Annotated in this window: 21 protein-coding genes; 10 read left to right on the top strand and 11 right to left on the bottom strand. The window is 69.7% G+C overall.

What is annotated here, in order from left to right; translation table 11 throughout:
• Positions 1-68: 68 nt before the first annotated feature.
• From M2351_RS20145 to argE, 6 genes are all read right to left on the bottom strand, one after another.
• Positions 69-1,526: an NAD-dependent succinate-semialdehyde dehydrogenase gene (locus M2351_RS20145; RefSeq protein ID WP_264657857.1), complete on the bottom strand. Its 1,458-nt coding sequence runs from the start codon at positions 1,524-1,526 to the stop codon at positions 69-71.
• 43 nt (positions 1,527-1,569) lie between these two features.
• Positions 1,570-2,613, bottom strand: a complete 1,044-nt coding sequence (locus M2351_RS20140) for a tartrate dehydrogenase (protein ID WP_264657856.1) — start codon at positions 2,611-2,613, stop codon at positions 1,570-1,572.
• A gap of 28 nt (positions 2,614-2,641) precedes the next feature.
• Entirely contained in the window at positions 2,642-4,105 is a 1,464-nt protein-coding gene (locus M2351_RS20135) for an aldehyde dehydrogenase family protein (protein WP_264657855.1), read from the bottom strand.
• A 9-nt stretch (positions 4,106-4,114) separates the two neighbouring features.
• Entirely contained in the window at positions 4,115-4,468 is a 354-nt protein-coding gene (locus M2351_RS20130; protein WP_264657854.1) for a cupin domain-containing protein, read from the bottom strand.
• Between the two features lie 71 nt (positions 4,469-4,539).
• On the bottom strand, positions 4,540-5,463 hold the full coding sequence (locus M2351_RS20125) for a 2-hydroxyacid dehydrogenase (RefSeq protein WP_264657853.1): 924 nt from the start codon (positions 5,461-5,463) through the stop codon (positions 4,540-4,542).
• A gap of 51 nt (positions 5,464-5,514) precedes the next feature.
• Positions 5,515-6,639, bottom strand: coding sequence for an acetylornithine deacetylase (argE, locus tag M2351_RS20120; RefSeq protein WP_264657852.1), 1,125 nt, complete (start codon positions 6,637-6,639; stop codon positions 5,515-5,517).
• Positions 6,640-6,944: 305 nt separating this feature from the next.
• Here argE and M2351_RS20115 point away from each other — a divergent pair, with 305 nt between their 5' ends.
• The gene (locus M2351_RS20115) at positions 6,945-7,883 is read left to right on the top strand and encodes a GNAT family N-acetyltransferase (RefSeq protein ID WP_264657851.1); all 939 of its coding nucleotides are present in this window, start codon (positions 6,945-6,947) and stop codon (positions 7,881-7,883) included.
• 131 nt (positions 7,884-8,014) lie between these two features.
• Complete coding sequence (locus M2351_RS20110) at positions 8,015-8,896, top strand: DMT family transporter (protein ID WP_264657850.1); 882 nt, start codon at positions 8,015-8,017, stop codon at positions 8,894-8,896.
• A gap of 22 nt (positions 8,897-8,918) precedes the next feature.
• Here M2351_RS20110 and M2351_RS20105 read toward each other — a convergent pair whose 3' ends face one another.
• Entirely contained in the window at positions 8,919-10,064 is a 1,146-nt protein-coding gene (locus tag M2351_RS20105) for an NAD(P)/FAD-dependent oxidoreductase (protein WP_264657849.1), read from the bottom strand.
• 234 nt (positions 10,065-10,298) lie between these two features.
• Here M2351_RS20105 and M2351_RS20100 point away from each other — a divergent pair, with 234 nt between their 5' ends.
• Genes M2351_RS20100 through M2351_RS20085 form a run of 4 tightly spaced genes read left to right on the top strand, consistent with a single transcriptional unit; the run spans position 10,299 to position 16,055 of the window.
• Positions 10,299-12,377: a hydantoinase/oxoprolinase family protein gene (locus M2351_RS20100; protein ID WP_264657848.1), complete on the top strand. Its 2,079-nt coding sequence runs from the start codon at positions 10,299-10,301 to the stop codon at positions 12,375-12,377.
• A 5-nt stretch (positions 12,378-12,382) separates the two neighbouring features.
• Positions 12,383-14,371 carry a hydantoinase B/oxoprolinase family protein gene (locus tag M2351_RS20095; RefSeq protein WP_264657847.1) on the top strand — a complete coding sequence of 663 codons (1,989 nt, stop codon included), beginning with the start codon at positions 12,383-12,385 and terminating at the stop codon, positions 14,369-14,371.
• The gene (locus tag M2351_RS20090) at positions 14,368-14,697 is read left to right on the top strand and encodes a (2Fe-2S)-binding protein (protein ID WP_264657846.1); all 330 of its coding nucleotides are present in this window, start codon (positions 14,368-14,370) and stop codon (positions 14,695-14,697) included. Before M2351_RS20095 ends, M2351_RS20090 begins: the two co-directional genes overlap by 4 nt.
• Positions 14,694-16,055 (top strand): FAD/NAD(P)-dependent oxidoreductase, encoded by a 1,362-nt coding sequence (locus M2351_RS20085; RefSeq protein ID WP_264657845.1) that lies wholly within the window; start codon positions 14,694-14,696, stop codon positions 16,053-16,055. The genes M2351_RS20090 and M2351_RS20085 overlap by 4 nt, the downstream gene beginning before the upstream one ends.
• Positions 16,056-16,090: 35 nt before the next feature.
• On the opposite strand, the gene M2351_RS20080 is transcribed toward M2351_RS20085, so the two are convergent.
• The gene (locus M2351_RS20080; RefSeq protein ID WP_264657844.1) at positions 16,091-17,011 is read right to left on the bottom strand and encodes a LysR family transcriptional regulator; all 921 of its coding nucleotides are present in this window, start codon (positions 17,009-17,011) and stop codon (positions 16,091-16,093) included.
• 116 nt (positions 17,012-17,127) lie between these two features.
• On the opposite strand from M2351_RS20080, the gene M2351_RS45175 reads away from it, so the two are divergent.
• Together M2351_RS45175 and M2351_RS20065 are read left to right on the top strand one after the other, a co-directional pair.
• A complete protein-coding gene (locus tag M2351_RS45175) occupies positions 17,128-19,167 on the top strand; it encodes an oxidoreductase (protein WP_406567413.1) in 2,040 nt (679 codons plus the stop codon).
• A gap of 26 nt (positions 19,168-19,193) precedes the next feature.
• Positions 19,194-20,798, top strand: a complete 1,605-nt coding sequence (locus M2351_RS20065; protein ID WP_264657843.1) for an ABC transporter substrate-binding protein — start codon at positions 19,194-19,196, stop codon at positions 20,796-20,798.
• A gap of 357 nt (positions 20,799-21,155) precedes the next feature.
• On the opposite strand, the gene M2351_RS20060 is transcribed toward M2351_RS20065, so the two are convergent.
• Positions 21,156-22,100, bottom strand: a complete 945-nt coding sequence (locus tag M2351_RS20060) for an IS110 family RNA-guided transposase (RefSeq protein WP_264655227.1) — start codon at positions 22,098-22,100, stop codon at positions 21,156-21,158.
• A 225-nt stretch (positions 22,101-22,325) separates the two neighbouring features.
• Between M2351_RS20060 and M2351_RS20055 the strand changes: the two genes are divergently transcribed.
• Both M2351_RS20055 and M2351_RS20050 read left to right on the top strand, forming a co-directional pair.
• Positions 22,326-23,699: an ISKra4 family transposase gene (locus M2351_RS20055; RefSeq protein WP_264657842.1), complete on the top strand. Its 1,374-nt coding sequence runs from the start codon at positions 22,326-22,328 to the stop codon at positions 23,697-23,699.
• 197 nt (positions 23,700-23,896) lie between these two features.
• Positions 23,897-24,118 carry a hypothetical protein gene (locus tag M2351_RS20050; protein WP_264657841.1) on the top strand — a complete coding sequence of 74 codons (222 nt, stop codon included), beginning with the start codon at positions 23,897-23,899 and terminating at the stop codon, positions 24,116-24,118.
• A gap of 293 nt (positions 24,119-24,411) precedes the next feature.
• Here the strand turns inward: M2351_RS20050 and M2351_RS20045 are convergent, their stop codons facing one another.
• Both M2351_RS20045 and M2351_RS20040 read right to left on the bottom strand, forming a co-directional pair.
• Positions 24,412-25,245, bottom strand: coding sequence for an ABC transporter permease (locus tag M2351_RS20045; protein ID WP_264657840.1), 834 nt, complete (start codon positions 25,243-25,245; stop codon positions 24,412-24,414).
• A complete protein-coding gene (locus M2351_RS20040) occupies positions 25,242-26,504 on the bottom strand; it encodes an ABC transporter permease (RefSeq protein WP_264657839.1) in 1,263 nt (420 codons plus the stop codon). The genes M2351_RS20045 and M2351_RS20040 overlap by 4 nt, the downstream gene beginning before the upstream one ends.
• Positions 26,505-26,573: the final 69 nt, after the last annotated feature.

The following is a 26,573-nucleotide window of genomic DNA, read 5'->3' as shown; positions in this document are numbered from 1 at the left end:
GTCGGGAAGCATAAAAAATCCCGGCGGGAGCGTTGGAGCGCTCCCGCCGGGATTTTGGTCCCTGGGCGTCAGCCCAGCCCGCCGATGTGGAAGGTCTTCAGCTCCAGATATTCCTCAATCCCCACCTGCGCCCCTTCGCGGCCCAGGCCGGACTGCTTGACGCCGCCGAAGGGGGCGACCTCGGTGGAGATGGCGCCGGTGTTCAGCCCGATCATGCCGGCCTCCAGCGCTTCGCCCACCCGCCAGGACCGCGCGAGGTTCTGCGTGTAGAAATAGGCGGCCAGCCCGAAGGGCGTGGCGTTGGCGAGCGCGATGGCCTCCCCCTCCGTCTCGAAGCGGAACAGCGGCGCCACCGGGCCGAAGGTCTCCTCGTTGGCAAGCAGCATGTCGGTGGTGGCGTCGGTCAGCACCACCGGGGCGACGAACTGCGGGCCCGGCGCCGCGACGGCGGAGGACGCGACGCTCGCCCCCTTGGCGACCGCGTCGGCGACGTGGCGCTCGATCTTGGCGACGGCGGCGGCGTTGATCATCGGGCCGATGGCGACCCCCGGCTCCAGCCCCGATCCCACCTGCATGGCGTTGACGCGGGCGACCAGCCGGTCGCGGAACGCGTCATAGACGCCGGACTGCACCAGGATGCGGTTGGCGCAGACGCAGGTCTGCCCGCCGTTGCGGAACTTGGACAGGATGACCCCGTCCACCGCCTGATCCAATTCGGCGTCGTCGAACACGATGAAGGGCGCGTTGCCGCCCAGCTCCAAGCTCAGCCGCTTGATGCCGGCGGCGGCCCCGCGCATCAGCAGGGAGCCGACGCGGGTGGAGCCGGTGAAGGAGATCTTGCGGACGGTCTCGTTCGCCAGGATTTCCTCGCCGATGGCTTCGGGACGGCCGGTCAGGATGTTGACCACGCCGGCCGGGATGCCCGCCCGCTCCGCCAGCACGCCGAGCGCCAGCGCCGAATAGGGGGTGAAGTCCGACGGCTTGATCACCACGGTGCAGCCGGCGGCCAGCGCCGGGGCCACCTTGCGGGTGATCATGGCGTTGGGGAAGTTCCACGGCGTGATGATGCCGCAGACGCCGACCGGCTCCTTCAGCACGACGATGCGGCGGTCCGGGGTGGGGGAGGGGATGGTGGTCCCGCCGATGCGCCGCGCCTCCTCCGCGAACCATTTGACGAAGGAGGCGCCATAGCGGATCTCGCCCCGCGCTTCCTCCAGCGGCTTTCCCTGCTCCAGCGTCAGGATGCGGGCCAGATCCTCCAGGTTCTCGATCATCAGCGCGTGCCAGCGCTCCAGCAGCGCGGCACGGTCGGCATGGGTGCGCCGGCGCCACGCAGGGTACGCTTGGGCCGCGGCGGCGATGGCGTCGCGGGCGTCGGTTCCGTCCATGTCGGGAACGCTGCCGAGGGCACGGCCGGTCGCCGGATTCTGGACGTCGATGGTCCGGCCGGCCGCCCCGTCGCACCAGCGCCCGCCGATCAGCCCCTGTTCGCGGAACAGGGAGGGGTCCGTCAGGTAATGAGTCATGGTCGTGTGTTTTCCGCTGCGTAGGGTTTCGAGGCGACCGGCATCAGGACAGGGCCGACAGCACGGCGGCGGTGATCGCGTCCGTCTTGTCCTTGCCGGGAACCGTGCCGATGCCCCGGCCGGTGGTGTCGCCCAGCGCCGCCATGACGCGGTCAGCGGCGGCCTTCTCCCCCAGATGCTCCAGCATCATCGCGCCCGACCAGATGGCGGCGATCGGGTTGGCGATGCCGAGATGGGCGATGTCGGGGGCCGATCCGTGCACCGGCTCGAACATCGACGGCGTCTTGCGCTCGGGGTTCAGGTTGGCCGAGGCGGCGAAGCCCAGCCCGCCCTGGATCGCCGCCCCCAGATCGGTGAGGATGTCGCCGAACAGGTTGGAAGCGACGACGACGTCCAGGCTTTCCGGCGCCGTCACCATGCGCGCCGCCATGGCGTCGACGTGATAGCTCGTCACTTCGACGTCCGGGTGCTCGGCGGCCAGCTGGCGGGTGATCTCGTCCCAGAACACCATCGAATGCTTCTGCGCGTTCGACTTGGTGACGGAGGCCAGCTTGCCGCGCCGGGCGCGGGCCTGGGCGAAGGCGAAGCGCAGGATCCGCTCCACCCCCATGCGGGTGAAGATGCCGGTCTCCACCGCCACTTCCTGCGCGGTCCCCTGATGGACGCGCCCGCCGGCGCCGGCATATTCGCCCTCGGTGTTCTCGCGGATGCACAGGATGTCGAAACCGCCGCGGCGCAGCGGCCCGTCCACCCCCGGCAGCAGCCGGTGCGGGCGGACGTTGGCGTACTGGTCGAACGCCTTGCGGATGGGCAGCAGCAGCCCGTGCAGCGATACCGCGTCCGGCACCTCCGCCGGCCAGCCGACGGCACCCAGCAGGATGGCGTCGTACTTGCGCAGCGTGTCGATGCCGTCGGCGGGCATCATGACGCCGGTTTCCTTGTAGTGGGCGCAGGACCAGGGCATCTCCGTGCCCTCCAGCGCGAAGCCGGACGGCTTCGCCGCGGCCTGCAGGACTTCCCAGGCGGCATCGACCACGGGATGTCCGATGCCGTCGCCCTTGATGATCGCAATGGAGTGGGTTTTCATCGAACGTCCCTTGCCGGTTGTCGTCGAGTTACAGGCCGATCAGCACGCTTTTGCTGCGGCGGTTGGCGAGATAGGCCTCGCGCCCCAGATCCTTGCCGATGCCGGAGCGCTTGTAGCCGCCGGTCGGCAGGATGTGGTCGCGCGAGCGGCCATAGCGGTTGACCCACACCGTTCCAGCCTGGAGGCGCCGGGTCAGGCGGATGGCGCGCGACAGGTCGCGGGTGTAGAGGCCGGCGGCAAGGCCGTAGGTGGGATGGTCGGCCAGCGCCATCGCCTCCTCCTCGGTGTCGAAGCTCTGCACGGTCAGGACCGGGCCGAAGATCTCCTCCACCACGGCGGGGGAGCTTTGATCGACCCCGGCCAGCAGGGTCGGCGCGTAGAAATACCCCTCGCCGTCCATCGGCGCCCCACCGGTCAGGCACTCCACCGACCCGACGAGCGACGCCGTGACGATGGCGTGGATGCGGGCGCGCTGCCGTTCGGAGATGATGGGGGAATAGCGCGTCTCCTCCCGCCAGGTCGGGCCGGGACGGACGGCGCGCATGTGCCCCAGGATCATGCCGATCAGCGGCTCGGCCACCCGTGATTCAACCAGCAGGCGCGATCCGGCGACGCAGGCCTGGCCGGCGTTGGACAGCACGCTGGTGGCGATGGCGGCGGCCGCCTTCTCCAGGTCGGCGTCGGCGAAGACGACCTGCGGGCTCTTGCCGCCCAGCTCCAGCGTCATCGGCTTGACGCCGCTGCGGGCGATGTCGGCCATGATCGCCGATCCCGCCGCCGTCGACCCAGTGAAGCTGACCTTGGCGATGCCGGGATGGCGGGAGATGGCGGCGCCGGTGGTCGGGCCGTCGCCCTGGACGATGTTGATCAGACCGGCGGGAACGCCGGCCTTCGCCGCCAGCTGCGCCAGCAGGACGGTGGAGAAGGGCGTCATCTCCGACGGCTTCAGCACCACCGCGTTGCCGGCGGCCAGCGCCGGGCCGAGCTTCCAGCCCGCCATCGACAGCGGGAAGTTCCACGGCGTAATGGCTCCGACGACGCCGTACGGCTCCGTCATCACCATGCCCAGGCTGCCGTCGTCGCTGGGGGCGAGGTCGCCACCCTCCTTGTCGGCGAATTCGGCGAAGAAGCGGATCTGCTCGGCCGTCACCGCGACGTCGCCGGCGACCAACTGGCCGACCGGGCGGGTGGACGACAGTGCCTCCACCTTCGCCAGGGTTTCCGCCTCCTCCTCGATCAGGGCGGCCCAGCGTTGCAGCACGGCGGTGCGTTCCCGCGGGCGCACGCCGCCCCAGTTGCTGGACTTCAGGGCGGCCTGCGCGGTGGCGACCGCTTCATCGACGAGGTCGGACGAGGCCACCGGGCAGTCGGCATAGGCCCGGCCGTCCGATGGGCGATGCATGGGCAGCCCGGCCTCTGCCGGAATCAGGCGGTCGCCGATGAAATGGCCAACCGGCAGCGGCAGGCGGTCCGGGTCGAAGGACAGGCTCATGACGCACCCTCAGTCGATGATGAGGTAGATCTTGCGGACCGTCTCAATGGTCTTCCACACGCCGGTGAAGCCCGGCTTCATGATGAAGCTGTCGCCCGCGCGGTAGACCACCGGTTCTCCGCCGTCCGGGGTGATTTCGACGACGCCGGACAGGATGTGGCAGAACTCGAAGGTCTCGCCCTTGATCGAGCGGGTTTCGCCCGGCGTGGCCTCCCACACGCCGGTCCGGACGGTGTCGTCCTTGGCGGCATCCTGCGCCCAGGTTTTGAAGGCGGGCGACCCGGCGATCAGCCGGTCCGGCGTCGGAGTCGATTCCCGCGGGGCGAAGGTCGGGGCGCGATCGATGGTCTTGAGCAGCGACATGAGGGAAACCCTTGTTGGTGAGCGGCTGTGCCGCGGGGAGAAGGCCACAGGGAAAAGGTTGAGCGTCGGCGTCAGTAGCCGCGTTGCCGGTCGACCAGCCCGACCGGGTCCTGCCCGGCGAAATGCCGGCGAAGGTTGGCGATGACGACCCGCGCCGCGCTATCCGGCTCGGCCACGCTGCCGATGTGCGGGGTCAGCACGATGCTCGGGTGGGTCCAGAAGGGATGGTCGGCCGGCAGCGGCTCCGGATCGGTCACATCGACCACCGCTCCCGACAACTGGCCGCCGTCGAGCGCGTCCAGCAGTGCGGCGTGGTCCAGCTGCGGCCCGCGCCCGGTGTGGACCAGCCCGGCACCCCGGGGCAGCTTGGCGAGCAACCGGGCATCGAGGATTCCGCGGGTGTCAGGCGTCAGCGGCAACAGGACGATCAGGATGTCGGTGTCGGCCAGCATCGCGTCGAGGCCGTCCGCGCCATGGTGACAGGTCACGCCGTCAAGCTGGCGGGGCGAGCGGCTCCAGGCCGACAGCGGGAAGCCGAAGGGCTTCAGCCGCTCCAGCACCGCCTGACCCACCACGCCCAGCCCCAGCACGCCGACCCGCCGCTGTGCCGCTTGCGGCTGGGGCAGGGCGCGCCAGACGCGCGCCGCCTGCTGGGCGCGATAGGCCGGCATCTGGCGATGCAGGGTCAGCACGGCCAGCGTGACGTATTCCTGCATCATGCGGATGATGCTGTCCTCCACCATGCGCACCACCTTCACGGACGGGGGCAGGGCGGCCATGGTGAACTGGTCCACCCCGGCCCCGATGGAAAAGACGATCTCCAGATTGTGGTAGCGGGCAATGCTGTCCGGGATGGTCCAGCTGATCAGGTAACGGACCGCGTCGGGATCGACGGTGGCCGGGTCCATCGAAAAGGGGAGGTCGGGCAGCTCGCTGGCGAAAACCTTGGCGAAGACAGCGCCGCGCGCGGCGTCCGAATTGAATAGAAAGGTCATGGGTGTCCCTTTGGCGATGCGCGGCTGGTGCGGGGGAGCAGGGGGCGGATGTCAGAGGCGGCAGCGCTGGCCCAGCGCCTCGATCATCGACTGGCAGGCCTGCAGCTCCTCGACGAGGATGTGTTCGTTGGGGCGGTGCGCCCGTGCGATGTCGCCGGGGCCGCAGATGATCGCGTCGATCCCGGCGGTCTGGTACAGGCCGGCCTCCGTGCCATAGCTCACGGCGGCCAGCGGCTCCTGTCCGGTCAGCTCCTCCAGCAGGCGGGCCAGCGGCGAGCGAGCGGCCAGGGACAGGGCCGGATAGGCGCCGGTCTGCGTCCACTCCACGGCGAACCCGCGCTCCTCCAGCCGCTCCGCCGCCTCGCGCACCGGCTCCAGCAGGGTGACGGGGTCGACCCCGGCGATGGCGCGGGCTTCGAACTCGGCGGTGCAGGCGTCGGGGATGATGTTCACCGCCAGCCCGCCCTGGATGGTGCCGACCTGCAGCGAGGAATAGGGCGGCTCGAAGACTGAATTCAGCGGCCCCTGGGTCAGGCGGTCGGACTGGGCGACGGCGGCGGTCAGCGCGTCGGCCAGAGCGTGGATGGCGTTCAGCCCCTGGTCGGGGCGGGAGGAATGGCCGGACCGGCCGCGCACCGTCAGCCGGGCCGCAGCCTTGCCCTTGTGGGCGCGGATGGCGCGCAGGCCGCTCGGCTCCCCGACGATGACGCCCAGCGGCGGCGCGCACAGGGTGGGCAGATGCGGCAGAAGATGTGGCGCGCCTTGGCAGCCGGCCTCCTCGTCATAGGTGAAGGCCAGATGGATCGGCCGGGCGAGCGGTGCGGCGGTCAGGGCGGGCAGCGCCGCCAGCGCCGCCGCGATGAAGCCCTTCATGTCCGATGTGCCGCGCCCGTAAAGCCGGCTGCCGTCGGCGCGCAGCCGGAACGGGTCGCTGGTCCATTCGGGTTCGCTGGCCGGCACCACGTCCATGTGGCCGGACAGGACATACCCCGGAACCATCGCCGGACCGATGGTGGCGAACAGGTTGAACCGGTCGCCCTCCGGCCCCGGCAGAACCTGGACGCGCACCCCGGCACCTTCCAGAATGCCGCGAATCCCATCGACGATGGCGCCGTTGGGGGTTCCGACGACGGACGGAACGGCGATCAGATCCTTCAGGATGTCGATCACGGTCATGACAGCCTCACCTTGTCCCATGCTGCGCGCCATGGGCGCGGGGAGTCGTTTTGAGTTCGCTGCTGTGTGCGAAGAGGGGCGGCGGCGTCGGCGGCTACCACAGTCACGATCTTAGCCGGTGCTCGCTCCATTCCATGCTGAATGCATGGGCGATTTGGATGATTGTTGTGCCAGTCCGACGCTTTGCGGTGATTTGTGCGGTGGTCGCCCCGGTAGTCTCGGGGGCGCGGTTGGTGGCTCAGGCGTGTCGGTTGACTCATAGGAGCATCGCCTTACGCTATGGAAACTCCGGGGAGGAGGAAGCTTTGAGCGAACGCGGTCTTGATGATGGATCGGGGGGAGGAGGATCGGCGGACGGTGCGTTACCGCCGTCCCTGACGGTCGACGCCTTCGACGTGCGGATGGCCGACGTTGCCGACATCGACCTGGAACGCTTGCAGGCGCTGTCGATCTCGGTCGGCTGGCCGCACCGGGCGGAGGACTGGCAGTTCGCGCGGGAGGTCGGCCACGGCTTCGTCGCCCTCGACGAAATCGACCGCGTCCTGGCGTCGGCGATGTGGTTTCCCCACGGCGACGATTTCGCGACCATCGGCATGGTCATGACCTCGCCCCGGCTGCAATCGCTGGGGGTCGGCGAATGGCTGATGAAGCGGGTGCTGTTGGCGTCGGCGGGGCGGACCTACCGGCTCAACGCCACCCGTGCGGCGTTGGCGCTGTACCGCTCGCTCGGCTTCATCGGCCATCGGACCGTGTTCCAGTTCCAGGGCGAGGCGCGGCGCAGCGACCAGCCCCCCTCCGCGGAGCCGGTGCGGCGGCTGGAGGCGGCGGACCTTGCGGCGGTGACGGCGCTGGACGAACGCGCCTTCGGCACCTCGCGCGCCGGGCTGATCGCGCGGCTGTTCGAACAATCGGTCGGCTATGGCCTGGAGCGGGACGGCACGCTGGCCGCCTTCGCCCTCTGCCGTCCCTTCGGCCGCGGCCATGTCGTCGGCCCTGTGGTCGCCGGGCTGGACGAGGACGCCGTCGCCGTGCTCCGGCCCCATGTGGACGAGCATGACGGCCGCTTCCTGCGTCTGGACACCCATTTGGACGAGGGCATCTTCCCGCTGTTCGTCGCCCGCTCGGGCCTGCGGATCCACGACACGGTCCTGACCATGTCGCTGGGCGCGCCCCTGACCGATCCGGCGACGCGCGGGCCGGACCGCCCCGTCACCTTCGCACTCGCCACCCAAGCTCTGGGTTGAGCCGTCGCCGGCTTCTTGAGAAGGATGCGCCGATCATGCCGGGACAGACGCCGGACTCCTCCGCCGGCTCTCACGCCGCACGCGTGCCCGAACCATCTCCCCCTCCATCTCCCTCCGGCAGCCGCGGTGGAATGCTGCTTCGGCTGGTGTCGGCCGGGCTGTTCGTGGTGATGTCGCTGTTCGTTCGGCTGGCGACCGTCGAGGCGCCGATCGGGCAGATTGTCTTCTACCGCAGCGCCTTCGCCCTGCCGCCGATCGTCGCCTATTTGATGTGGCGCCGGCAATTCCCCTCGGCTCTGAAGACGCAGCAGCCGGTCGGCCATCTGAAGCGCAACCTGTATGGCGGCGTGGCGATGGTGCTGTCCTTCATTTCGCTGGCCTATCTGCCGCTGGCGCTGGCGACGGCGCTGGGCTTCCTGGCTCCGCTGCTCGCGGTGCCGGCCGCCATGCTGTTCCTGCGGGAGCGGCCGGGCGGCGTCGCGATCGGCGCGGCGCTGAGCGGCTTCGTCGGGGTTGTCCTGATGCTCGCCCCCGCCTTCGAAGGGCCGACGCTGGATCGCGACACCATCATCGGGGTGGCGGCCGGGCTGGCCATGGCCGTCGCGACCGCCGCCGGACGGGTCCAGATCAAGACGCTGACCGCGACCGAAGCGCCGGGGACCATCGCCTTCTACTTCGCCGTCCTCGGTGCGTGCGGCGGCCTTGCGAGCTGGCCGTTCGGCTGGATCACCCCGACGGGCCTTTCGCTGGCCTATCTCGTCGGCGCCGGCATCTCCGGCGGCTTGGCGCACATCGCTATGACCGAGGCGATGGCCCGCGCGCCGGTCTCGACCCAGGCGCCGTTCGACTACACCGCCATGGTATGGGCGCTGATCCTCGACGCGTTGATCTTCGGCCTGCTGCCGTCCCCCGTCAGTCTGGCCGGCGCCTTCGTGATCGCCGCCTCGGCGTTGGTGGTCCCCCTGGCCGGCCGGTTCACCGCCCGGTCCGAAGCCCTGCGGCCCGCCCGCTAAACGGCGGGCCGCGGCGGCGCGGTCAGGACAGGCCGGCTTGCAGGCCGACCGGCTGGCCGGCGGTCTGGAAGCGGTCGATGCGGAAATCATGCAGCGGCGTGTCGGTGCGCCCGGTGGCGATGATCTCCGCCATCACGTCGCCGACGCCGGGGCCGAGCTGGAAGCCGTGGCCGCTGAAGCCGAAGGCGTGGAACAGCCCCGGCGTCGTCGCCGACGGCCCCATCACCGGCAGCTTGTCGGCGACATAACCCTCGCAGCCCGACCAGGTGCGGATCACCGTAACATCGGCAATGGCGGGCAGCAGCCGGACCAGGCCCCGCAATTGACCGGGCAGCCGCGCCGGGTCCGCCTTGGCGTGGCCGGGATCGAGCGCCACCGGGACACGCTCGGCCGCACCACCGAAGACGATGTTGCCGCGCTCCACCTGACGGAAATAGCCATCCCCGCCCGCTCGCGACCACATGCCCACCACCGGCAGGATCCGGTGCGGCAGGGGTTCGGTGACGCCCATCTGCGGCCCGTGCGCCGACATCGGCACGCTCTCCCCGAAGCCGGCGGCGACGCGCGCACCCCAGGCGCCGGCGGCGTTCAGCAGGCAGTCCGCGGCGAAACGGCCCCGCGGCGTCACGGCTTCAAACCCTGAGCCGGTCGCCGACACCTCCACCGGCCCGCACTCCTCGACGATCTCGGCACCCAAGCGGCGGGCGGCGTCGGCGAAGGCGGGTGCGATCAGGCGCGGGTTGCCGCTGCCGTCCAACGGAGAGAAGGAGGCGGCGATGGCCGCCGGCCCCAGACCCGGAAAGCGGCGGCGGATCTCCGGTGGCGACAGTTCGTCGAGCTCCAGCCCCCAGGGCCGCGCGTCGACGATGTAGCGGCGCATGTCGGCCAGTCCATCCTCGTCGAACACCAGCCGCAGATGCCCGGTGGCGCGGAACTCCACGTCCCGGCCCAGCAGCCGCTCCGCCTCGCTCCAGAGCGCCCGCGACCGGTGGGCGAGCGGCAGTTGCGGCAGATAGCGCCCGGTGCGGCGGATGTTGCCGAAGGACGCGACCGTGGCGCCCGAGCCGACGCGGTTGCGTTCCAGCAGAGTGACGCGCTGGCCGCGCCGGGCCAGAAAGAAGGCGGCGGCCGATCCCATCAACCCGCCGCCCAGAACGATAACCCTCATCGACCTCTCCCACATGCGGGCGGACGCGGCTCCGCCCCATCGGTCAGGCTGCCCACACCCGGCGGGCAGGTCAAAGACGGGTTGGGCATAATCCCATAAGGCCGGGCTATAGGAGTCAGATTGCATAAGTCCGCCTTATGAGCTTGCTTGCATTGGGTCTTAGACCGTCCTAGGTCGGCCATGTCAGCTTTTTGCCCGGAACAAGCACAGGCTGACTTGCTAAAGGGAGCGGAGATGGACGGGGGCATGGACCGGGGCGCGGCGGTTCCGGAGGCCGATTGGAAGGTCGGCGTCGACATCGGCGGCACCTTCATCGACTTCTGCGCGTTGGACACCCGGTCGGGCCGGGTGACGTCGCTGAAGGTGCTGACGACGCCGGACGATCCCGGTGCGGAGCTGATGACCGGCCTGACCCTGCTGGCCGAGCGCGAGGGGCTGGACCCGCGCGCCGTCACTCGCTTCGTGCACGGCACGACGGTGGGGATGAACACGGTCATCCAGCGCAAAGGCGCGCCGCTGGCGCTGCTGACCAACGCAGGGTTCGAGGATGTGATCGAACTCGCCCGGCTGCGCATGCCGGACACCTATTCCCTGTTCTGCTCGCGTCCCGACCAGCTCGTGGCACGCGACATGGTCTTCGGCATTCCCGCCCGCCTGCGGTCGGACGGGACGGAGCGGCAGGCCCCCGACATGACGGCCGTCGCCGACGCCGTCGCCGCCCTCCGGGCCAAGGGGGCGGTGGGCGTCGTCGTCTCCTTCCTCCATTCCTGGCGCGATGGCGGCCATGAGACCGTGGTGAAGGAGGAGATTGCCCGGCTGGCCCCGGACCTGTTCGTCTTCACCTCCGCCGAGGTCTGGCCGGTGATCCGCGAGTATGAGCGGACGACGACCGCGATCCTGAACGCCTATGTCCATCCCCGGATCTCCGGCTACCTGTCGGCTCTGGAGGAGCGGCTGGCCGGCCGCGACGTGCCCGCCCGCCCGCTGCTGACCAAATCCAACGGCGGCGTGATGAACGCGGCGGAGGGCAAGCGGGCCTGCGTCCACATGCTGCTGTCCGGCGCCGCCTCCGGCGTGAACGGGGCGGCGTGGCTGGCCCGGCAGGCGGGGGAGCCCCGCATCCTGACGCTCGACATCGGCGGCACCTCGGCCGATTTCGCCCTGATCATCGACGGTCAGGCCCAGTTCGGCGTCGGCGAGATGATCGGCGAGTTTCCGCTGCACATCCCGTCGGTGTCGGTCAGCTCCATCGGCATCGGCGGCGGGTCGATCGCCAGCGTCGACGGGCAGGGGGTGCTGCGCGTCGGGCCGGAATCCGCCGGATCGACGCCCGGTCCGGCCTGCTACGGCCGCGGCGGCGAATGGGCGACGGTGACCGACGCCATGGTGGTGTGCGGCTGGCTCGGCCACAGCCAGATGGCCTACGGGCAGCTGCGGATGGACGCCGACCTCGCCCGCGCCGCCGTTAAGCGGCTGGCCGACCGGCTGGGCCGTTCGCTGGAGGCCACCGCCCAGGCCATCCTCGACGTCGCCGTGTCTGAGATGTTCGCGGAGGTCGAGAAGATGGCCGCGCGCGCCGGCGTCGACGTGCGGGACTTCGCGCTGATGCCCTTCGGCGGCGGCGGGCCGATGCTGGGTGTGTTCCTGGCGCGCGAATTGGGAATGCCGCGCGTCGTCGCTCCGCGCTGGCCGGGCGTGGTGTCGGCGCTGGGCGGATTGGTCGCCGACCTGCGCGGCGATTTCGTCCGCACCTTGTTCGCGGAGCTGTCCCCCGGCCTGATGCCGACGCTGCGCGAGGCGTTCGCCGCGATGGCCGCGGAAGGGCGCGACTGGCTCACCGCCCAGGGCCATTCCAGTGCGGCCGAACTGATGATCGTCGCCGACATGCGCTACGCCGGCCAGAGTTATGAAATCGAGACGCCGCTGGACCCCTCCTGGCTGGACGGCGACGACCCCGGCGCCATCGCCGCCGCCTTCCACGCGGCGCACGCCCGGCTCTACGATTTCGACGACCCGGATGGGCGGATCGAGATCGTCAATCTGCGCCTGTCGGCCATCGGCAACGGCCCGGCGCTGCACTTCCCCACCGCGCAGGAGGACGACCGCGGCGCCTCGGCGGAGCGGACGGTACCGGTCTACACCGGCGGCGCCGTGACCCCGGTCGGGCTGTACCGCCGCGCGGATTTGCAGGCCGGGGCGCGTTTCCAGGGGCCGGCCATCGTCGCCCAGGAGGACACCACCTTCGCCATTCCGGCCGGGACCGGCGCCCGCGTCGACGCGCACCTCAACCTCCACCTGACCTTTGCGGAGTGACCGCCGTGTTCGATAGGATGAAGCTTCAGGTTCTGGCGAACCACGCGCGTTCGGCGGCCGAGAACATGGCCCACACGCTCCAGCGCACCGCCCATTCCGCCTTCGTCAAGGAGACGGAGGACTTCACCGTCATGCTGCTGAACCGCCGGGGCGAGACCTTCGGCGTGCCGATGGAGCTGGGGGCGACCTGGTATCCGGGCCTGACCTATGGCCGCGCCATCGACATGATCGAGGATTACCGGCCCGGCGACGTCGCCTTCACCAACGATCCCTATTCCGGCTTCGTGGCGACCCACGCCCCCGACACCCACCTGTGGAAGCCGGTCTTCTTTGAGGACGAGATCATCGCCTGGACCGGCGGGCACATCCACAACACCGACATGGGCGGCGCGGTGCCGGCCTCGCTGTCGCGGGCGCTGACCGAAATCCACCAGGAAGGCATCCGCTTCCCGCCGATGAAGCTGGTCCGCGAAGGGGTGTTCGACGAGCAGATCCTGCGGATCATGACCGCCAACGTCCGCAAGCCTGACCTGAACATCGGCGACATCAAGGCGCTGGTCGGCGCGCTCAACACCGGCGAACGCAAGATCCTCGCCATGGTCGAGAAGTTCGGTAAGACCGCCTTCCTCGACGGCGTCGAGGCGCTGCTGGACCATGCCGAGGCGCAGGCCCGCGACATCCTGCGCGCCATGCCCGACGGGCAGTGGGTGTTCGCCGACTACGCCGACGAGGATTCGGTGGCCGCCAACCCCTGCCGCCTGAAGCTGACCCTGACGATCAGGGGTGACGAGGCGATCCTGGACTTCACCGGGTCGGACCCGCAGCTCGCCTCCTCGCTCAACGTGCCGTCGGGCGGCGATCCCCGACACACCATGCTGCTGGTCGGCGTCTATTACGTCCTCTACACCCTCAACCCGAAAATCCTGCTCAACACCGGCCTGACCCGGCCCTTCACCTGCATCACGCCGGAAGGGTCGGTCCTGAACCCGACCTTCCCGGCGGCGGTGGGGATGCGGTCGCTGACCTGCGCGCGGCTGCGCTCGGTGATCTTCGGCGCCTTCTCCCAGGCGGTGCCGGAGCGTCTTCCGGCGGCCCCGGCCGGCAACAATTGCATCGTCAACGTGATGACCACCGACGAGCGGACGGGCAACCGCATCATCGCCGCGGTGAACCCGGTGGTCGGCGGCGGCGGCGGCATGCCGCACCGCGACGGCACCAACGGGTCGGGGGCCGACGCGGCCTATCTGAAGAACACGCCGATCGAGATCACCGAGATGGAAACCCCGGTGGAGTTCGTCCGCTACGGCCTGGCGACCGACAGCGGCGGGGCCGGGCGCTGGCGCGGCGGGCTGGCCACCCACATGGCCTTCCGCGTCTTCTCCCCCGACACCCGGATCACCGCGCGCAACCGCGACCGCGGCTTCTTCCGCCCCTGGGGCGTGCTGGGCGGCCAGGCGGCCGGGCTGTCGGACATGGTGGTCAATCCCGGCACGCCGGGGGAACGGCGGCTGGGCAACATCGACACCGCGGTGCTGCAGCCGGGCGACGTGCTGGACATCCGCTCGGCCGGCGGCGGCGGCCGGGGCGACCCCTTCGCGCGCGAGGCGTGGCGGGTGGCCCGGGACGTGGCGCGCGGCTACGTCTCCGCGGATGCTGCGGAGCGGGAGTATGGTGTCGTCATCCGCGACGGCGTGCTCGACACTGAGGCCACCGACCGGCTCCGGGCCGGCCGGCCATCGCCCACCGCGCATTTCCATTTCGGACCCGAACGCGAGGGGTACGAGCGGCAGTGGACCCCGGCCGCCTATGATGTCCTGACGCGGGTTCTCGACGGGCTGCCGATCCATTGGCGCTTCTTCGCCAAGACGGAGATCTTCAGCCGCATGGCCGGCCGTACCGGCGCCGACGGGGTGGAGGCCGCGCTGGCCGAGGTCCACACCCGCTTCCCCGAGATGCCCCGCTCCAAGGCCCTGATCCGGGAGGCGGCGGAATGAGCGGGACGGTGTTCGCCGCTCCGCCGGAAACCAGCGGCCGGCTGGTCCGGCTGGTCGAGACGGGGCGGGAGCCGGTCCGCTTCGTGCTGGACGGTGTGGAGCGCATGGCCCTGGCGGGCGATACGGTGCTGACGGCGATCCTCGCCAACGCCCCGGCGCTGCGGCAGGCGGAATTCGGGCCGGAGCGGCGCGCCGGCTTCTGCCTGATGGGGGCCTGCCAGGATTGCTGGATCTGGCAGGAACAGGGTCCGCGCCTGCGCGCTTGTTCCACCCCGGTGGCCGATGGCATGCGGCTGCTGACCCGGACGCGGGAGGATTGGCCATGACCGAACCTCGTGTCGTGATCGTCGGGGCCGGCCCCGCCGGGATCCGTGCGGCGGAGACGCTGGTGACGGCCGGGCTGCGCCCGACGGTGATCGACGAGGGTGCCAGGGCCGGCGGGCAGATCTACCGCCGCCCGCCCGACGGCTTCACCCGCCCGCCCGCGACGCTCTATGGGTCGCAGGCCGGCAAGGCGGTGGCGCTGCACACCGCCTTCGACGTGCTGGTGGCGGCCGGCCGCATCGTCCATGTGCCGCGCCATTCGGTCGTCGCGTTGGCCGATGGGGTTCTGCACGCCGTCGGCGACGGCGGCGGCCACCGGATCGGCTACGACCGGCTGATCCTGGCGACCGGGGCGACCGACCGCCTCGCCCCGGTGCCGAACTGGCAGGCGCCCGGCGTCTACAGCCTCGGCGCGATGCAGATCGCGCTCAAGGCCCAGGGCGTCGCGATGGGGCGGCGGATCGTGCTGGCCGGGTCGGGGCCGTTGCTGACCCTGCTGGCGACCCAGCTGCTGAAGGCGGGCGCGCAGATCGCGGCGGTTCTCGACACCGCCGGCCTGCGCGGCCAGATCGCCGCCTTCGCCGACCTTGCCGTCCGCCCGTCCTTCGCCCTGCAAGCGCTGGCGATGCGGGCGCGGCTGGGGCGGCGCTACCATGCCGGGGTCGTTCTGGAGGGGATCGAGGCGACGGACAGCGGGGTGACGGCGGTCCGCTGGACGGATGCCGGCGGGCAAGAGCGGCGGACGGACTGCGACGCGGTCGGGCTGGGCTGGCATCTGAAGGCGGAAACGCAGCTTGCCGATCTCGCCGGCTGCCGGTTCGCCTATGACGCGACCTGGGCGCAATGGTTGCCCTGCGCCGACCGCATGGGCCGCGCCGGGGACGGTGTCTATCTGGCCGGCGACGGCCTGCGCCTGCTGGGGGCCGACGGGGCGGAGGTCGCCGGCCGCCTCGCCGCGGCCGCTTGCCTGTCCGACCTGGGCTTGCCGGGGCCGGACGTTGCGGCCGACCTGAAGCGGCTCGACCGGCTGGAACGTTTCGCGCGCGGCATCGCCCGCGCCTTCCCCTGGCCGGCCGATCAGGTGCGGGCCCTGCCCGACGACACCGTCCTGTGCCGCTGCGAGGGCATCACCGCCGGCGCGGTGCGTGAGACGGCGGCCTACGGCGGGGCGGAGGCCAACCGGGTGAAGTCCCTGGGCCGTGCCGGGATGGGGCGCTGCCAGGGCCGCTATTGCCAGCTGGCGGCGGCCGACCTCATCGCCGCCAGCGGCGGGCTTGCGCAGGCCGGGGACGTGGGGCGCCTGCGCGCGCAAGCCCCGGTCCGACCGACGCCGGTCCGCGCGTGGTTGGAGGAGGGGTGAGCGACGGCGGGGCGCATCGTCTCATCGTTCGACGCTCACGCGAGCCGGGCGACATCGAGACGGTCGAGATCGTCGCGCATCACGGCGACCAGCCATTCGCAGATCGCGGGCACCACGGGTTGCAGCGGACGGGCTTTCGGAGCGATGAGCGAATGCCAACGCCCGGTGCGGATCTCGCCGGCGCTGGCGCGAACCAGAAGCCCTTCGCAAAGCGCGCGGGAGGCGACGCTGACCCAGCCAAGCGCGATCCCCTCGCCATTCTGCGCGGCCTGCAGCGCGACTGAGTAGTCGGAGAACACATCCCAGGTCCCGATGCCCTCCAGACGCTCGCTTGGGTTCAGAAGCCGGTGCCAATGCCCCTTGTGTTCGTCGTTCAGGTTCAGGAAGACATGGCGGTGCGGGTCGGCGTCCAAGGGGCCGCGCTCCACCAGATAGGCGGGGCTGCACACCGGCATGATGATTTCCGGGGCGAAGGGCCAGATGTGATAGCGCGGGTCGTCGGCCTCGACGACGCGGGTGGCGATGTCCACATCGGACGGGGGCTGGCCCAGCATCCCCTGCACCAGATCCAGCCGCAACTCGACCGTCGGAAAGGCCGCCTTGAAGGTGCGCAGCCGTGGCACCAGCCAATGCGTGGCGAAGGAGCTGGAAAAGGACAGAGTGACCCGCGTCTTTGCCGCGCGCTGACGCACGGCGTCGACCGTGCGGTCGATCGCCTCAAGACTGTCGCGCATGACGGCGAAAATCTCGTCCCCCTCCGGCGTTAGGGTGATGCCGGTGGGGGTGCGCTGGAACAGCCGCACGCCCAGCCGATCCTCCAACTGCGCGACGCTGCGGCTGACGGACGGCTGGGTCACGTTGAATTCCCGCGCCGCCGCCGAAAAGCTGCCCGTCCGGGCGGCGGCCTCGAAGATGAACAGGGTCCGGGCAAGGGGGGCGATGCTGCGCAGGGTCATACGCTCAGCGTATACCCCTTGCACGTTTTATCAAGCTTCCTGCCGGTGCCGTGCCGCCTCATCCTTGGCCGGTGCCCGCCCTGCCACGCCCCGTCCCGCAAGGAGACCTCCCAGCCATGCACATCGCGGCCCTGCCCAGCTCCCGGACCTCCGATCCCCTGCTGTCACCGTTCCGGCTTGGCGGACTGCTGCTGCGCAACCGCATCATCAGCACCAGCCATGCCTCGATGCTGGATGACGGCGGCATGCCGACCGAGCGGTACCAGCGGTACCACGAGGAAAAGGCCAAGGGCGGCATCGCCATGACGATGATCGGCGGCTCCGCCATGACCTCGCGCGACTCGAGCTGGGGTGGCGGGCAGCTCAATCTGTCGAGCGACGCAATCCTGCCGCATCTGGAATCGATGGCGCGGCGCATCCACGACCATGGCGCCGCCATCATGTGCCAAGTGTCGCATCTGGGACGGCGGGCGACCGCGCTCGGCAGCGGCTGGCTGCCGGCGATCGCGCCGTCGCGCGTGCGGGAGACGCGGACCCGCAGCTTTCCCAAGGAGATGGACCGCGCCGACATCGACCGCGTCATCGCCGATTACGCCGCCGCCGCAAAGCGCTGCCGGCAGGCCGGGCTGGACGGGGTGGAAACGCTGACCGGCGGGCATCTGATGGGCCAGTTCCTGTCGCCCCGCACCAATCGGCGCACCGACGCCTTCGGCGGTTCGACCGAAAACCGCGCCCGCTTCGTGCTGATGGTGCATGAGGCGATGCGCAAGGCCGTCGGACCGGATTTCGTCATCGGCATCCGCTACGTCATCGACGAGGGGGGCGAGGACGGTCTGCGCAGGGACGAAAGCCTTGAAATCGCTCACATGCTGCAGCGCGAAGGTCATATCGATTTCTTCAACTGCATCTATGGCCGGATGGACAGCGATCTGCTGCTGACCGAACACAACATGCCCGGCATGTTCCAGCGCAGCGCGCCGTTCCTGACCGAGGTGCGGCGCTTCCGGGCCGAGGTTGCGCTGCCCGTCATGCACGCCGCGGGCATCCGGGACGTGGCGACGGCGCGGCATGTCCTGCGCGAAGGCATCGCCGATCTCGTCGGCATGACGCGCGCGCACATCGCGGACCCGCATCTGGTCGCGAAGATCCAGCGCGGCGAGGAGGATCGCATCCGGCCCTGCGTCGGGGCGTCCTATTGCCTGTATCGCAAGGCGCATTGCATCCACAACCCCGCCACGACCCGCGAAACCACGCTGGGCCACGACGTCACGCCCGCCGATGCGCCGCGCCGCGCGGTGGTGGTCGGCGGCGGCCCCGCGGGGATGGAGGCCGCCCGCGTTCTCGCCGAGCGTGGCCATCGCGTCACCCTGTTCGAGGCGGCGAGCCGGCTGGGCGGGCAGGTCCTGATCGCGGCCAGCGCGGAAGGGCGGCAGGACCTTCTGGGCATCACCGAATGGCGCCGGAGCGAGCTTGAGCGGCTGGCGGTGGACGTTCGCCTGAATGTCTTTGCCGAATCCGCCGAGATCACCGCCGAGAACCCGGACATCGTCATCCTCGCCACCGGCGGCGTCCCCGACCTGGACTGGCTGGACGGCGGCGAACACTGCACCAACGTCTGGGACGTGCTGTCCGGCCACGTCCCGGCGCAGGACGACGTGCTGATCTATGACGGCACCGGCCGGCAGGCGGCACCCTCATGCGCGCTGACGCTGGCGGCGGCGGGAAAGACGGTGACCTTCGTCACGCCCGACGCCGCCGCGGCGGTCGAGATGCCGTATCAGGACACCTCCAGCTTCCGCAAAAGGCTTTACCAGCAGGGCATCACGCCCCTGGTCGATCACCGCCTGATCCGGGTGCGCCGCGAGGACAACCGCCTCGCCGCCGTCCTGCGCAACGAAATGACGGACCAGGAGCGCGTGATCGTCACCGCCCAGATCGTCGTCGAACACGGCACGCTGCCGATGGACGAGCTGTTCCACGATCTGCGCGCGGCATCTCTGAACGACGGGATCACCGACATCGACCGCCTGTTGGCAGGCCAGCCCCAGGATCTGCAGCCGGGTCGTTTCGCCCTGCATCGCATCGGCGATGCCGTGGCCAGCCGCGATCTGCATGCCTCGATCTTCGATGCCTACCGCCTGTGCAGCCAGCTTTAGCCACGACAGAACAGGGAGCCGCAAGAATGACGAAGATCACGAACTGGACCCCCCGCGACGATCGCCGGGTCGAAGACGCCATGCGCCGCGGCGCAAGCCGCCGCGAGCTTTTGCAGATGGTGATGGCGGGCGGGGTCGGCCTTGCCGCGGGCGGCACGATCCTCGGCCGGGCCGCCGCCGCGCTGGCGGACACGCCGGTCAAGGGCGGCCACCTGATCGCCGCGGGCTGGTCCGCCTCGACCGCCGACACGCTGGATCCGGCCAAGGCGTCGCTGTCGACCGATTACGTCCGCTGCTGTTCGCTCTACAGCCGCCTGACGGTGCTGGATCAGGCGGGTGCCGTGCAGATGGAGCTGGCCGACAGCATCGAAACCGCCGATGCCAAGGTCTGGACCGTCAAACTGAAACGCGGCGTGACCTTCCACAACGGCAAGACGCTGACCGCCGACGACGTGGTGTTCTCGCTGAAGCGCCATCTCGATCCGCAGGTGGCCTCGAAGGTCGCGGCCATCGCCAAGCAGATGACCGAGATCAAGGCGCTCGATCCGGCGACCGTCCAGATCACGCTGTCCGCGCCCAACGCCGATCTGCCGACGATCCTTGCCATGCATCACTTCATGATCGTAGCCGATGGCACCACCGATTTCAGCAAGGGCATCGGCACCGGCGCGTTCCGGCTGGAGCGCTTCGAGCCGGGCACCCGTTCGATCATGTCGCGCAACGAGGAGTATTTCAGGGCGCCCGCGCCGCTGAAGAGCTTCGAATTCTTCGCGGTGGCCGATGACACGGCCCGCGCCAACGCGCTGCTGAGCGGGGACGTGCACATCGCCGCGAACATGAAACCCGCGCAGCTTCGCCTGATGGAGACCCAGCCGGGCGTCGTCCTGGAACGCAGCATCGCCGGAAACTACACCAACCTGAACATGCGGCTGGATATGGCACCGGGCGATCGTGCCGATTTCGTCACCGGCATGCGCCAGCTGGTCAATCGCACACAGATCCAGAAGTCCGTCCTTCGCGGCATCTGCGAGCCGGGGAACGATCAGCCCGTGCCGCCGTCCAGCCCGTATCGCAACGCGGAACTGGCCGCCCCCGTCTATGACCCCGAGAAGGCGAAGGCCCTGTTCAAGAAGGCGGGCATGTTGGGGCAGGTCATTCCGATTGTTGCATCGGACGCCGCGGTCGGCTCGATCGAGATGGCGACGATCGTGCAGCAGGCCGGCGCCGAGGTCGGCATGAACTTCCAGATCAACCGCGTGCCATCGGACGGCTATTGGGCGAACTACTGGCTCAAGGCGCCGGTGCATTTCGGCAACATCAATCCACGCCCGACACCGGATATCCTGTTCTCACTGCTGTACGCCTCGGATGCGCCCTGGAACGAAAGCCATTACCGGTCCGAGAAATTCGACCGGATGCTGGTCGAGGCGCGCGGCAGTCTGGACGACGCGCGGCGAAAGCAGATCTATGCCGAGATGCAGGGCATGATTGCGACCGAGGCCGGAACGATCATTCCCGCCTACATCTCCAATGTCGACGCCCTTTCTCACAAGGTGAAGGGCATGCGGAAAAGCCCGCTGGGCAACCTGGAGGGTTACGCGTTCGCGGAGCACGTCTGGCTGGAGGCCTAACAACGGCGCCGTTCTTCGATGGAAGACATCGCGACGTTCGTTCGGCTCGGCTTTGCGCGATCTGGGACCGTCGTCTGTTCTGGGACGGTGGTCATAACGGCAGCACCGGTGCCGCCTTGGCGCAACTCATGGGGTTGCGTCAGGTCTCGCGCCACAGCGTGCATGAGGGCGATACCGTCGCAAACCTGGGGGGAGCAACCGTGTTTTCTGGGAGGTGGTGAGTGAACCGGGGGTGCTCCCTGTCAAGGCTCGCGCTGGCGCGCGCCCGCCCTGCGGGCGGCTGCGGCCTTGACCGGTCCGCGCCCCCGGTTCGCTGGGCTGGGCATGTGGTCGGCGGCGAGCGCCGACCGTCGGCCTCTAGGCGGTCTGCTCGTGCCAAGTTTGGTGGTGGGCGAGCATGGCGTTGAGGCGGACGAGCAGTTTGCGCATGCAGGCGACCAACGCCACCTTGGGCTTCTTGCCGCAGGCGATCAGTCGAGCATAGAACCGCGCCAGGACGCCGCGGCCACGGACGGCGCTGGTCAGCGTCGCCATATACAGCGCCCGGCGCACATCGGTGCGCCCGCCGGCGATGTGGCGCTCGCCATGGTGCTCGCCGCTGTCGGCGGCATAGGGCGCCACCCCCACCAGCGCGGCGATTTTGGCGCCGCTCAGTGCCCCCAATTCGGGCAGCCGAACCGCCAGGGTCGTCGCCGTCACCGGCCCAATGCCCGGGGCGCTCTGAAGCGCGGCGACGCGCTCTCCGAGCGCCCTGTCGGCCGCCACCCGCCGGGTGATGAGCGCTTCCACGGCGGCCACCGCCTGGTCCAACGCCGCGAGCGCGCCGCCGACGGTGGCCTCGGCCTCCCTCGGCAGGCCGACCGCCGCTTTGCGCAGATCGGCACTCTGATCGACCAACCGCCGGCGCAGACGCAGCAAGCCGGCCAACGCCTCCCGTCCGTGGTCGGGCGCCGTGGGCGGGCCGTCGATCAGGGTGGCGGTGAACTCGGCGATCAGCGGAGCATCGATGGCGTCCGACTTGGCACGCCGGCCCTTGGCCTTGGCAAAGTGGCGCACGCGGGCCGCATCGAGGACGTGAACGGCCAAGCCGGCCGCGCCCAGGTCGTCGCGGACCGGGCGCTCGTAGCCGCCGCTGGCCTCGACCCCGACGCGGGCGAGACCGCGCTCGCGGATCCAGGACGCCAGCGCGCTCCGCCCCTCCGAGGTGTTGGCGACGCGCAGGCGGGCCGGGCCGGGGAACAGGGCGGCATCGAGCCAATCCCGGCCACAATCGAGGCCGACAGACGGGATCAGGTGTGTCATCCTTGCGCTCCTTCCTTGTGCTGCGGGGTCACGCCCCAAGCAACCGTTCGGTCTCCAAGGAAGGTTGACCGCCCCAAGCTCCCCCACGGCTTTGAAGACGGGTTGGTAACGGGGTCGGTCAACCCGGCTGGCGCGCGGCCGCGCGCCAGCCGGGTTTCACTCTAATGCTGTTCCAACATACAAGGATGGTAGGGCGCGCTCGGATGTCAGCGAGCCGAGGGCGCGATGAAGTGGCGGGTCATGATGGAGGTGACGGGCGAGGACGGCGCAGTGACGCAGCACGTGATCTCGGAGGGTGAGCGCACCGGGGCCGGTCAGGCGGCGACGCTCGGGTTGAGCTTGGCCGAGAGCAAGGCGACCCTGACCGGCCTGCAGCGCGTTCTGGTCGCGGCCCAAGCCGACGCGCACTGTCGCCGCCGTCGCCGGTGCAGCCACTGTGGGACATCGCGCCCGCTCAAAGACCACCGCTCTCGTCGGCTGGTGTCACTGTTCGGCACGGTGGCGGTGCGTGCGCCCCGCTTCGGCCCCTGCCGCTGCGGTGTGGCCAGCCGACGCAGCCTGACCCCGGTCGCCGAGATCATGCCGGACCGCTGCACCCCGGAGTACGAACGCGTCCTGGCCGGGATGGGCAGCGCGCTGCCGTACCGGCGGGCGCGGGCGTTGTTGGCCGACCTGCTGCCGGTGGACACCGTTCCGGAGGTGGAAACGATCCGTCGGCGCACGCTCCAGGTCGGCGCCCGGCTTGAGCGGGCAGCGCTTGTTCCGCCGGACCAGACTTCGCCGGCATCAGCGAAGGCGATCACGCTGGCCATCGACGGGGGCCACGTGCGATCGGTGCGGACCTACCAGATGCGCTCGTTCGCGGTGATGATCGCGCGGGCGAGCAACGATCAGGGCCAGGAGGTCGTCTTCAGCAGCCTGCCGGCTGAGGCCGACCGGCAGGTGCGGCAGCTCCAGCACGTCCTGCGCGGACTGGGGGCGACAGCGAGCACGCCGGTCACCATCCTCAGCGACGGCGCGGAAGGCCCACGGTCCTTGGGCGCAGCGGCCAGTGTCGGGCCGATCCACAACGTATTGGACTGGTTCCATCTGTCGATGCGGATCCAGCGCGTGGCGCAAGCGGTCCAGGGCTGGACCACCACGGTGCCGGCCGCCGCGGAACGGACCGGGCCGCTGGCCGACGCCGTGTCCCGCATCCGCTGGCGGCTCTGGCACGGCCAGAGCGAGCGGGCGCTGGCCCTTATTGGCGACACCCTGGCCAGCCTTGACGCCGCCTTGGAAGCCGCCGATGATCGGCAGGCCCGGAAGGTGGCGGCGCTGCTGCGCGCGCTGGAGACCTATGTCGCCGGACGAGCCGAGCTGATCATCAACTACGCCGCCGCCCGGCGCCGGGGCGAGCCCATCTCCACGGCGACGACCGAGAGCACGGTCCAGCGCCTGCTGCACCGGCGCATGGGCGCCAACCAACAGATGCGCTGGTCCCCCCGTGGCGCCCATCGGATGCGGACGGTGCGCACCGCCGTGATGAACGGCACGCTCGCCTCGGACCACACCGCCAACGAGCCACACGCTCGCCGACCTTTCTGGCGGGCGGCATGATGGCCCCCCAGGTTTGAGACGGTTTCTCTTGAAGAAGCGGCCGACGAGTATGCATCCACCTCCGTCGTCCGCTTTCAAATGCGGCCGAGCTGCTCGTGGCCCGCGTGGGACAAATCTGACGCCTGTATGGATGTGTCGACGTTGTCGATTGTGGACCGGCATCCGTCTTGGACGCCGATCCACACCGACCGTACGTCATGAAGCCCCACACGGCTTCATTCCCGAATTCGGCCACTGCTGGCGCGGTCGGGACACCACAGTTTCCGTTATTTCCAACGCGTTCCCGTGCCGATCGGCGTCAAAACCCCACGCCGATCCACAGGATCATCGCGATTCAGCAGTCCATTGTTATGGAATGGAAATACGAGGAGTTCGTGCCGTTACCAACGTCAAAATTGAAGCCGCTGTTGGGTGATTGAAGTTCTTAAAGGATCGCGTCACCCGCAGCACGCGCTCCCGCAAATCTCTCGAATAGGCTCGGCTCGTTGCGACACCCTCCACAATAGAGGCAATCGCTCCAACAGCCAAGCCTCACTTCCGTTCTTCGTTCCCAACAGGAATTTGCTCCAGCTGACACCTATCGCGCTGTTCTCATGATCATCGCGACGGGCTTGAGCGATGCGTATGGGACGGCCCTGCGCGCCGACGCGAAGCCGGCGGTGGCCGCCTGGGACGAAAAGACCGGGGAGCGCGAGACGCACACCCGGGGAAATCACCCCGGCAGGTTGCCCTTCAGCTTCTCGTTGCGGCGGCGCAGCGCCTCCATGGTGGCGAGCAGGATGACCGACACGGTGGTCAGGATCACCGCCGCGGCCGTGATGGTCGGGCTGATGTTCTCGCGGATGCCGCTGAACATCTCACGCGGCAGAGTGCGCTGCTCCGGGCCGGCCATGAACAGGACGACCACCACCTCGTCGAAGCTGGTCGCAAAGGCGAACAGCGCGCCGGACGCCAGGCCCGGCAGGATCAGCGGCAGGATCACCCGGCGGAAGGCGACGAGCGGCGAGGCGCCGAGCGAGGCCGCGGCGCGGGCAAGGTTCATGTCGAAGCTTTGCAGCGTCGCGCTGACCGTGATCACCACGAAGGGGGTCGCCAGCGCCGTGTGCGCCAGGATCAGGCCGGCGTAGCTGCCGGTCAGCCCGATGGGGGCGAAGAAGAAGTACAGGCCGACCGCGGTGATGACGCCCGGCACGACGACCGGCGACAGCACGACCGCGAGCACCAGCGGCTTGAACTTGCTCTTCCACTGCGCCAGCCCCAGCGAGGCCATCGTGCCCAGGACCATCGACAGGATGGTCGAGGCGACGCCGATGATCATGCTGTTCTTCAGCGACAGCATCCAGCGCGGCGAGTTGAGGAAGTCCTGGTACCAGCGCAGGCTGAAGCCCGGCAACGGGTAGGTCAGGTAAGCGCCGGAGCTGAAGGACAGCGGCATGATCGCCAGGATCGGCGCCATCAGGAAGATGAAGACCAGCGTGGAGGCGACGACCGTGGTGATCCAGGCGGCGCGCTGGCTGGTGGTGCGGGGGGCGTGGTTCGCGCTCAATTCTTCATCCCTCCCGTGACCTGCTGGCCATGGACCAGCTTTCCATAGACGACGGCGAGCAGCAGCGTGGCGAGCAGCAGGACCGCGCCCAGCGCCGATGCCAGACCCCAATTGACCGTTTCGGTGGTGTAGAAGGCGATGAAGTAGCTGATCATCTGGTCGGCCGCACCACCCACCAGGGCCGGCGTGATGTAGTAGCCGATGGCCAGGATGAAGACGAGCAGGCTGCCCGCACCCACGCCCGGCAGGGTCTGCGGCAGGTAGATGCGGCGGAAGGCGGTGACCGGCGAGGCGCCGAGCGAGGCGGCGGCGCGCATGTAGGCCGGGGAGATCGCCTTCATGGTGCTGTAGAGCGGCAGGATCATGAAGGGCAGCAGCACGTGGGTCATCGCCACATAGACGCCGAAGCGGTTGTAGATCAGCCGCAGTGGCTCGTCGATCACGCCCAGCCAGCGCAAGCCGTCGTTGACCACGCCTTCGCTCTGCAACAGCACGATCCAGGCGCAGGTGCGCACCAGAAGCGAGGTCCAGAAGGGCAGCAGCACGAAGATCATCAGCAGGTTCGACCGGCCGGCGGGCAGGTTCGCCAGCAGGTAGGCGACCGGGAAGCCCAGAATCAGGCAGAGTGCCGTGACGCCGAAGCCGATGGTGAAGGTGCGGGCGAAGACGTCGCGGTAGATGGCCTGCTCCGCCGGGGCGGCGACGATGGCGCCGTCCACGTTGCGCGTCAGGTCCAGCGCCCCTAGAATGTAGAAGCTGGTCAGCGGACCGCTGGCGCTCTTGATCGCCGCCCAGGTGGCGCGGTCGCCCCAGGCCGGGTTGACGGCGATCAGCGTGTCCTTGGCCGTGCCGGGCTCCGGCGCGGTCTTCAGGTTGCGCGCGGTGCTGGCGAGCGTGGTGCGGAAGCCGTTGATGACGTAGTTCAGCCGCTTCGACGCGATGGCGACGGTGCCGGCCGCGCGGGCGGCCTGGAGGTCGCCGGCCAGCGCCGCAAAGGCCTTCTCGTCCGGCAGATCCTTGCCGTTCCAGTCGGACAGGGCCGCGACGGTGTGGGGCAGGGTCTTCGGAACCTCCCAATCGTCCACCGAATGCCAGAGCATGCCGGCGATGGGGCCGAGAAAGGTGAAGAGCAGGAACAGGAGAAGCGGCAGGACCAGGGCCAGCGCCTTGAACTGGCGGGCCCGTTCCGCCCGCTTCAGGCGGCGCTTGAGCGGCACCTCGGTCGGCGCGTCGGCGCCGGCGACGAACGCGGCTGTCATGGGCGAAACCTCTTGGATCAAATCGCCCTCCCCCGCCCCGGGGGAGGGTCGGGGTGGGGGTACAGACGA

The sequence above is a fragment of the Azospirillum canadense genome (genome assembly GCF_025961225.1).
Classification (GTDB): domain Bacteria; phylum Pseudomonadota; class Alphaproteobacteria; order Azospirillales; family Azospirillaceae; genus Azospirillum; species Azospirillum canadense.
Note: the sequence above shows the minus strand (reverse complement) of the source record. Positions and strands in the feature narration are given on the sequence as shown.

Bases quoted from the DNA above. Each gene is read 5' to 3' on its own strand.
- M2351_RS20145 (WP_264657857.1), bottom strand. From the start codon at position 1,526: ATGACTCATTACCTGACGGACCCCTCCCTGTTCCGCGAACAGGGGCTG.
- M2351_RS20140 (WP_264657856.1), bottom strand. From the start codon at position 2,613: ATGAAAACCCACTCCATTGCGATCATCAAGGGCGACGGCATCGGACAT.
- M2351_RS20135 (WP_264657855.1), bottom strand. From the start codon at position 4,105: ATGAGCCTGTCCTTCGACCCGGACCGCCTGCCGCTGCCGGTTGGCCAT.
- M2351_RS20130 (WP_264657854.1), bottom strand. From the start codon at position 4,468: ATGTCGCTGCTCAAGACCATCGATCGCGCCCCGACCTTCGCCCCGCGG.
- M2351_RS20125 (WP_264657853.1), bottom strand. From the start codon at position 5,463: ATGACCTTTCTATTCAATTCGGACGCCGCGCGCGGCGCTGTCTTCGCC.
- argE (WP_264657852.1), bottom strand. From the start codon at position 6,639: ATGACCGTGATCGACATCCTGAAGGATCTGATCGCCGTTCCGTCCGTC.
- M2351_RS20110 (WP_264657850.1), top strand. From the start codon at position 8,015: ATGCTGCTTCGGCTGGTGTCGGCCGGGCTGTTCGTGGTGATGTCGCTG.
- M2351_RS20105 (WP_264657849.1), bottom strand. From the start codon at position 10,064: ATGAGGGTTATCGTTCTGGGCGGCGGGTTGATGGGATCGGCCGCCGCC.
- M2351_RS20100 (WP_264657848.1), top strand. From the start codon at position 10,299: ATGGACGGGGGCATGGACCGGGGCGCGGCGGTTCCGGAGGCCGATTGG.
- M2351_RS20090 (WP_264657846.1), top strand. From the start codon at position 14,368: ATGAGCGGGACGGTGTTCGCCGCTCCGCCGGAAACCAGCGGCCGGCTG.
- M2351_RS20085 (WP_264657845.1), top strand. From the start codon at position 14,694: ATGACCGAACCTCGTGTCGTGATCGTCGGGGCCGGCCCCGCCGGGATC.
- M2351_RS20080 (WP_264657844.1), bottom strand. From the start codon at position 17,011: ATGACCCTGCGCAGCATCGCCCCCCTTGCCCGGACCCTGTTCATCTTC.
- M2351_RS45175 (WP_406567413.1), top strand. From the start codon at position 17,128: ATGCACATCGCGGCCCTGCCCAGCTCCCGGACCTCCGATCCCCTGCTG.
- M2351_RS20065 (WP_264657843.1), top strand. From the start codon at position 19,194: ATGACGAAGATCACGAACTGGACCCCCCGCGACGATCGCCGGGTCGAA.
- M2351_RS20060 (WP_264655227.1), bottom strand. From the start codon at position 22,100: ATGACACACCTGATCCCGTCTGTCGGCCTCGATTGTGGCCGGGATTGG.
- M2351_RS20055 (WP_264657842.1), top strand. From the start codon at position 22,326: ATGAAGTGGCGGGTCATGATGGAGGTGACGGGCGAGGACGGCGCAGTG.
- M2351_RS20050 (WP_264657841.1), top strand. From the start codon at position 23,897: ATGAAGCCCCACACGGCTTCATTCCCGAATTCGGCCACTGCTGGCGCG.
- M2351_RS20040 (WP_264657839.1), bottom strand. From the start codon at position 26,504: ATGACAGCCGCGTTCGTCGCCGGCGCCGACGCGCCGACCGAGGTGCCG.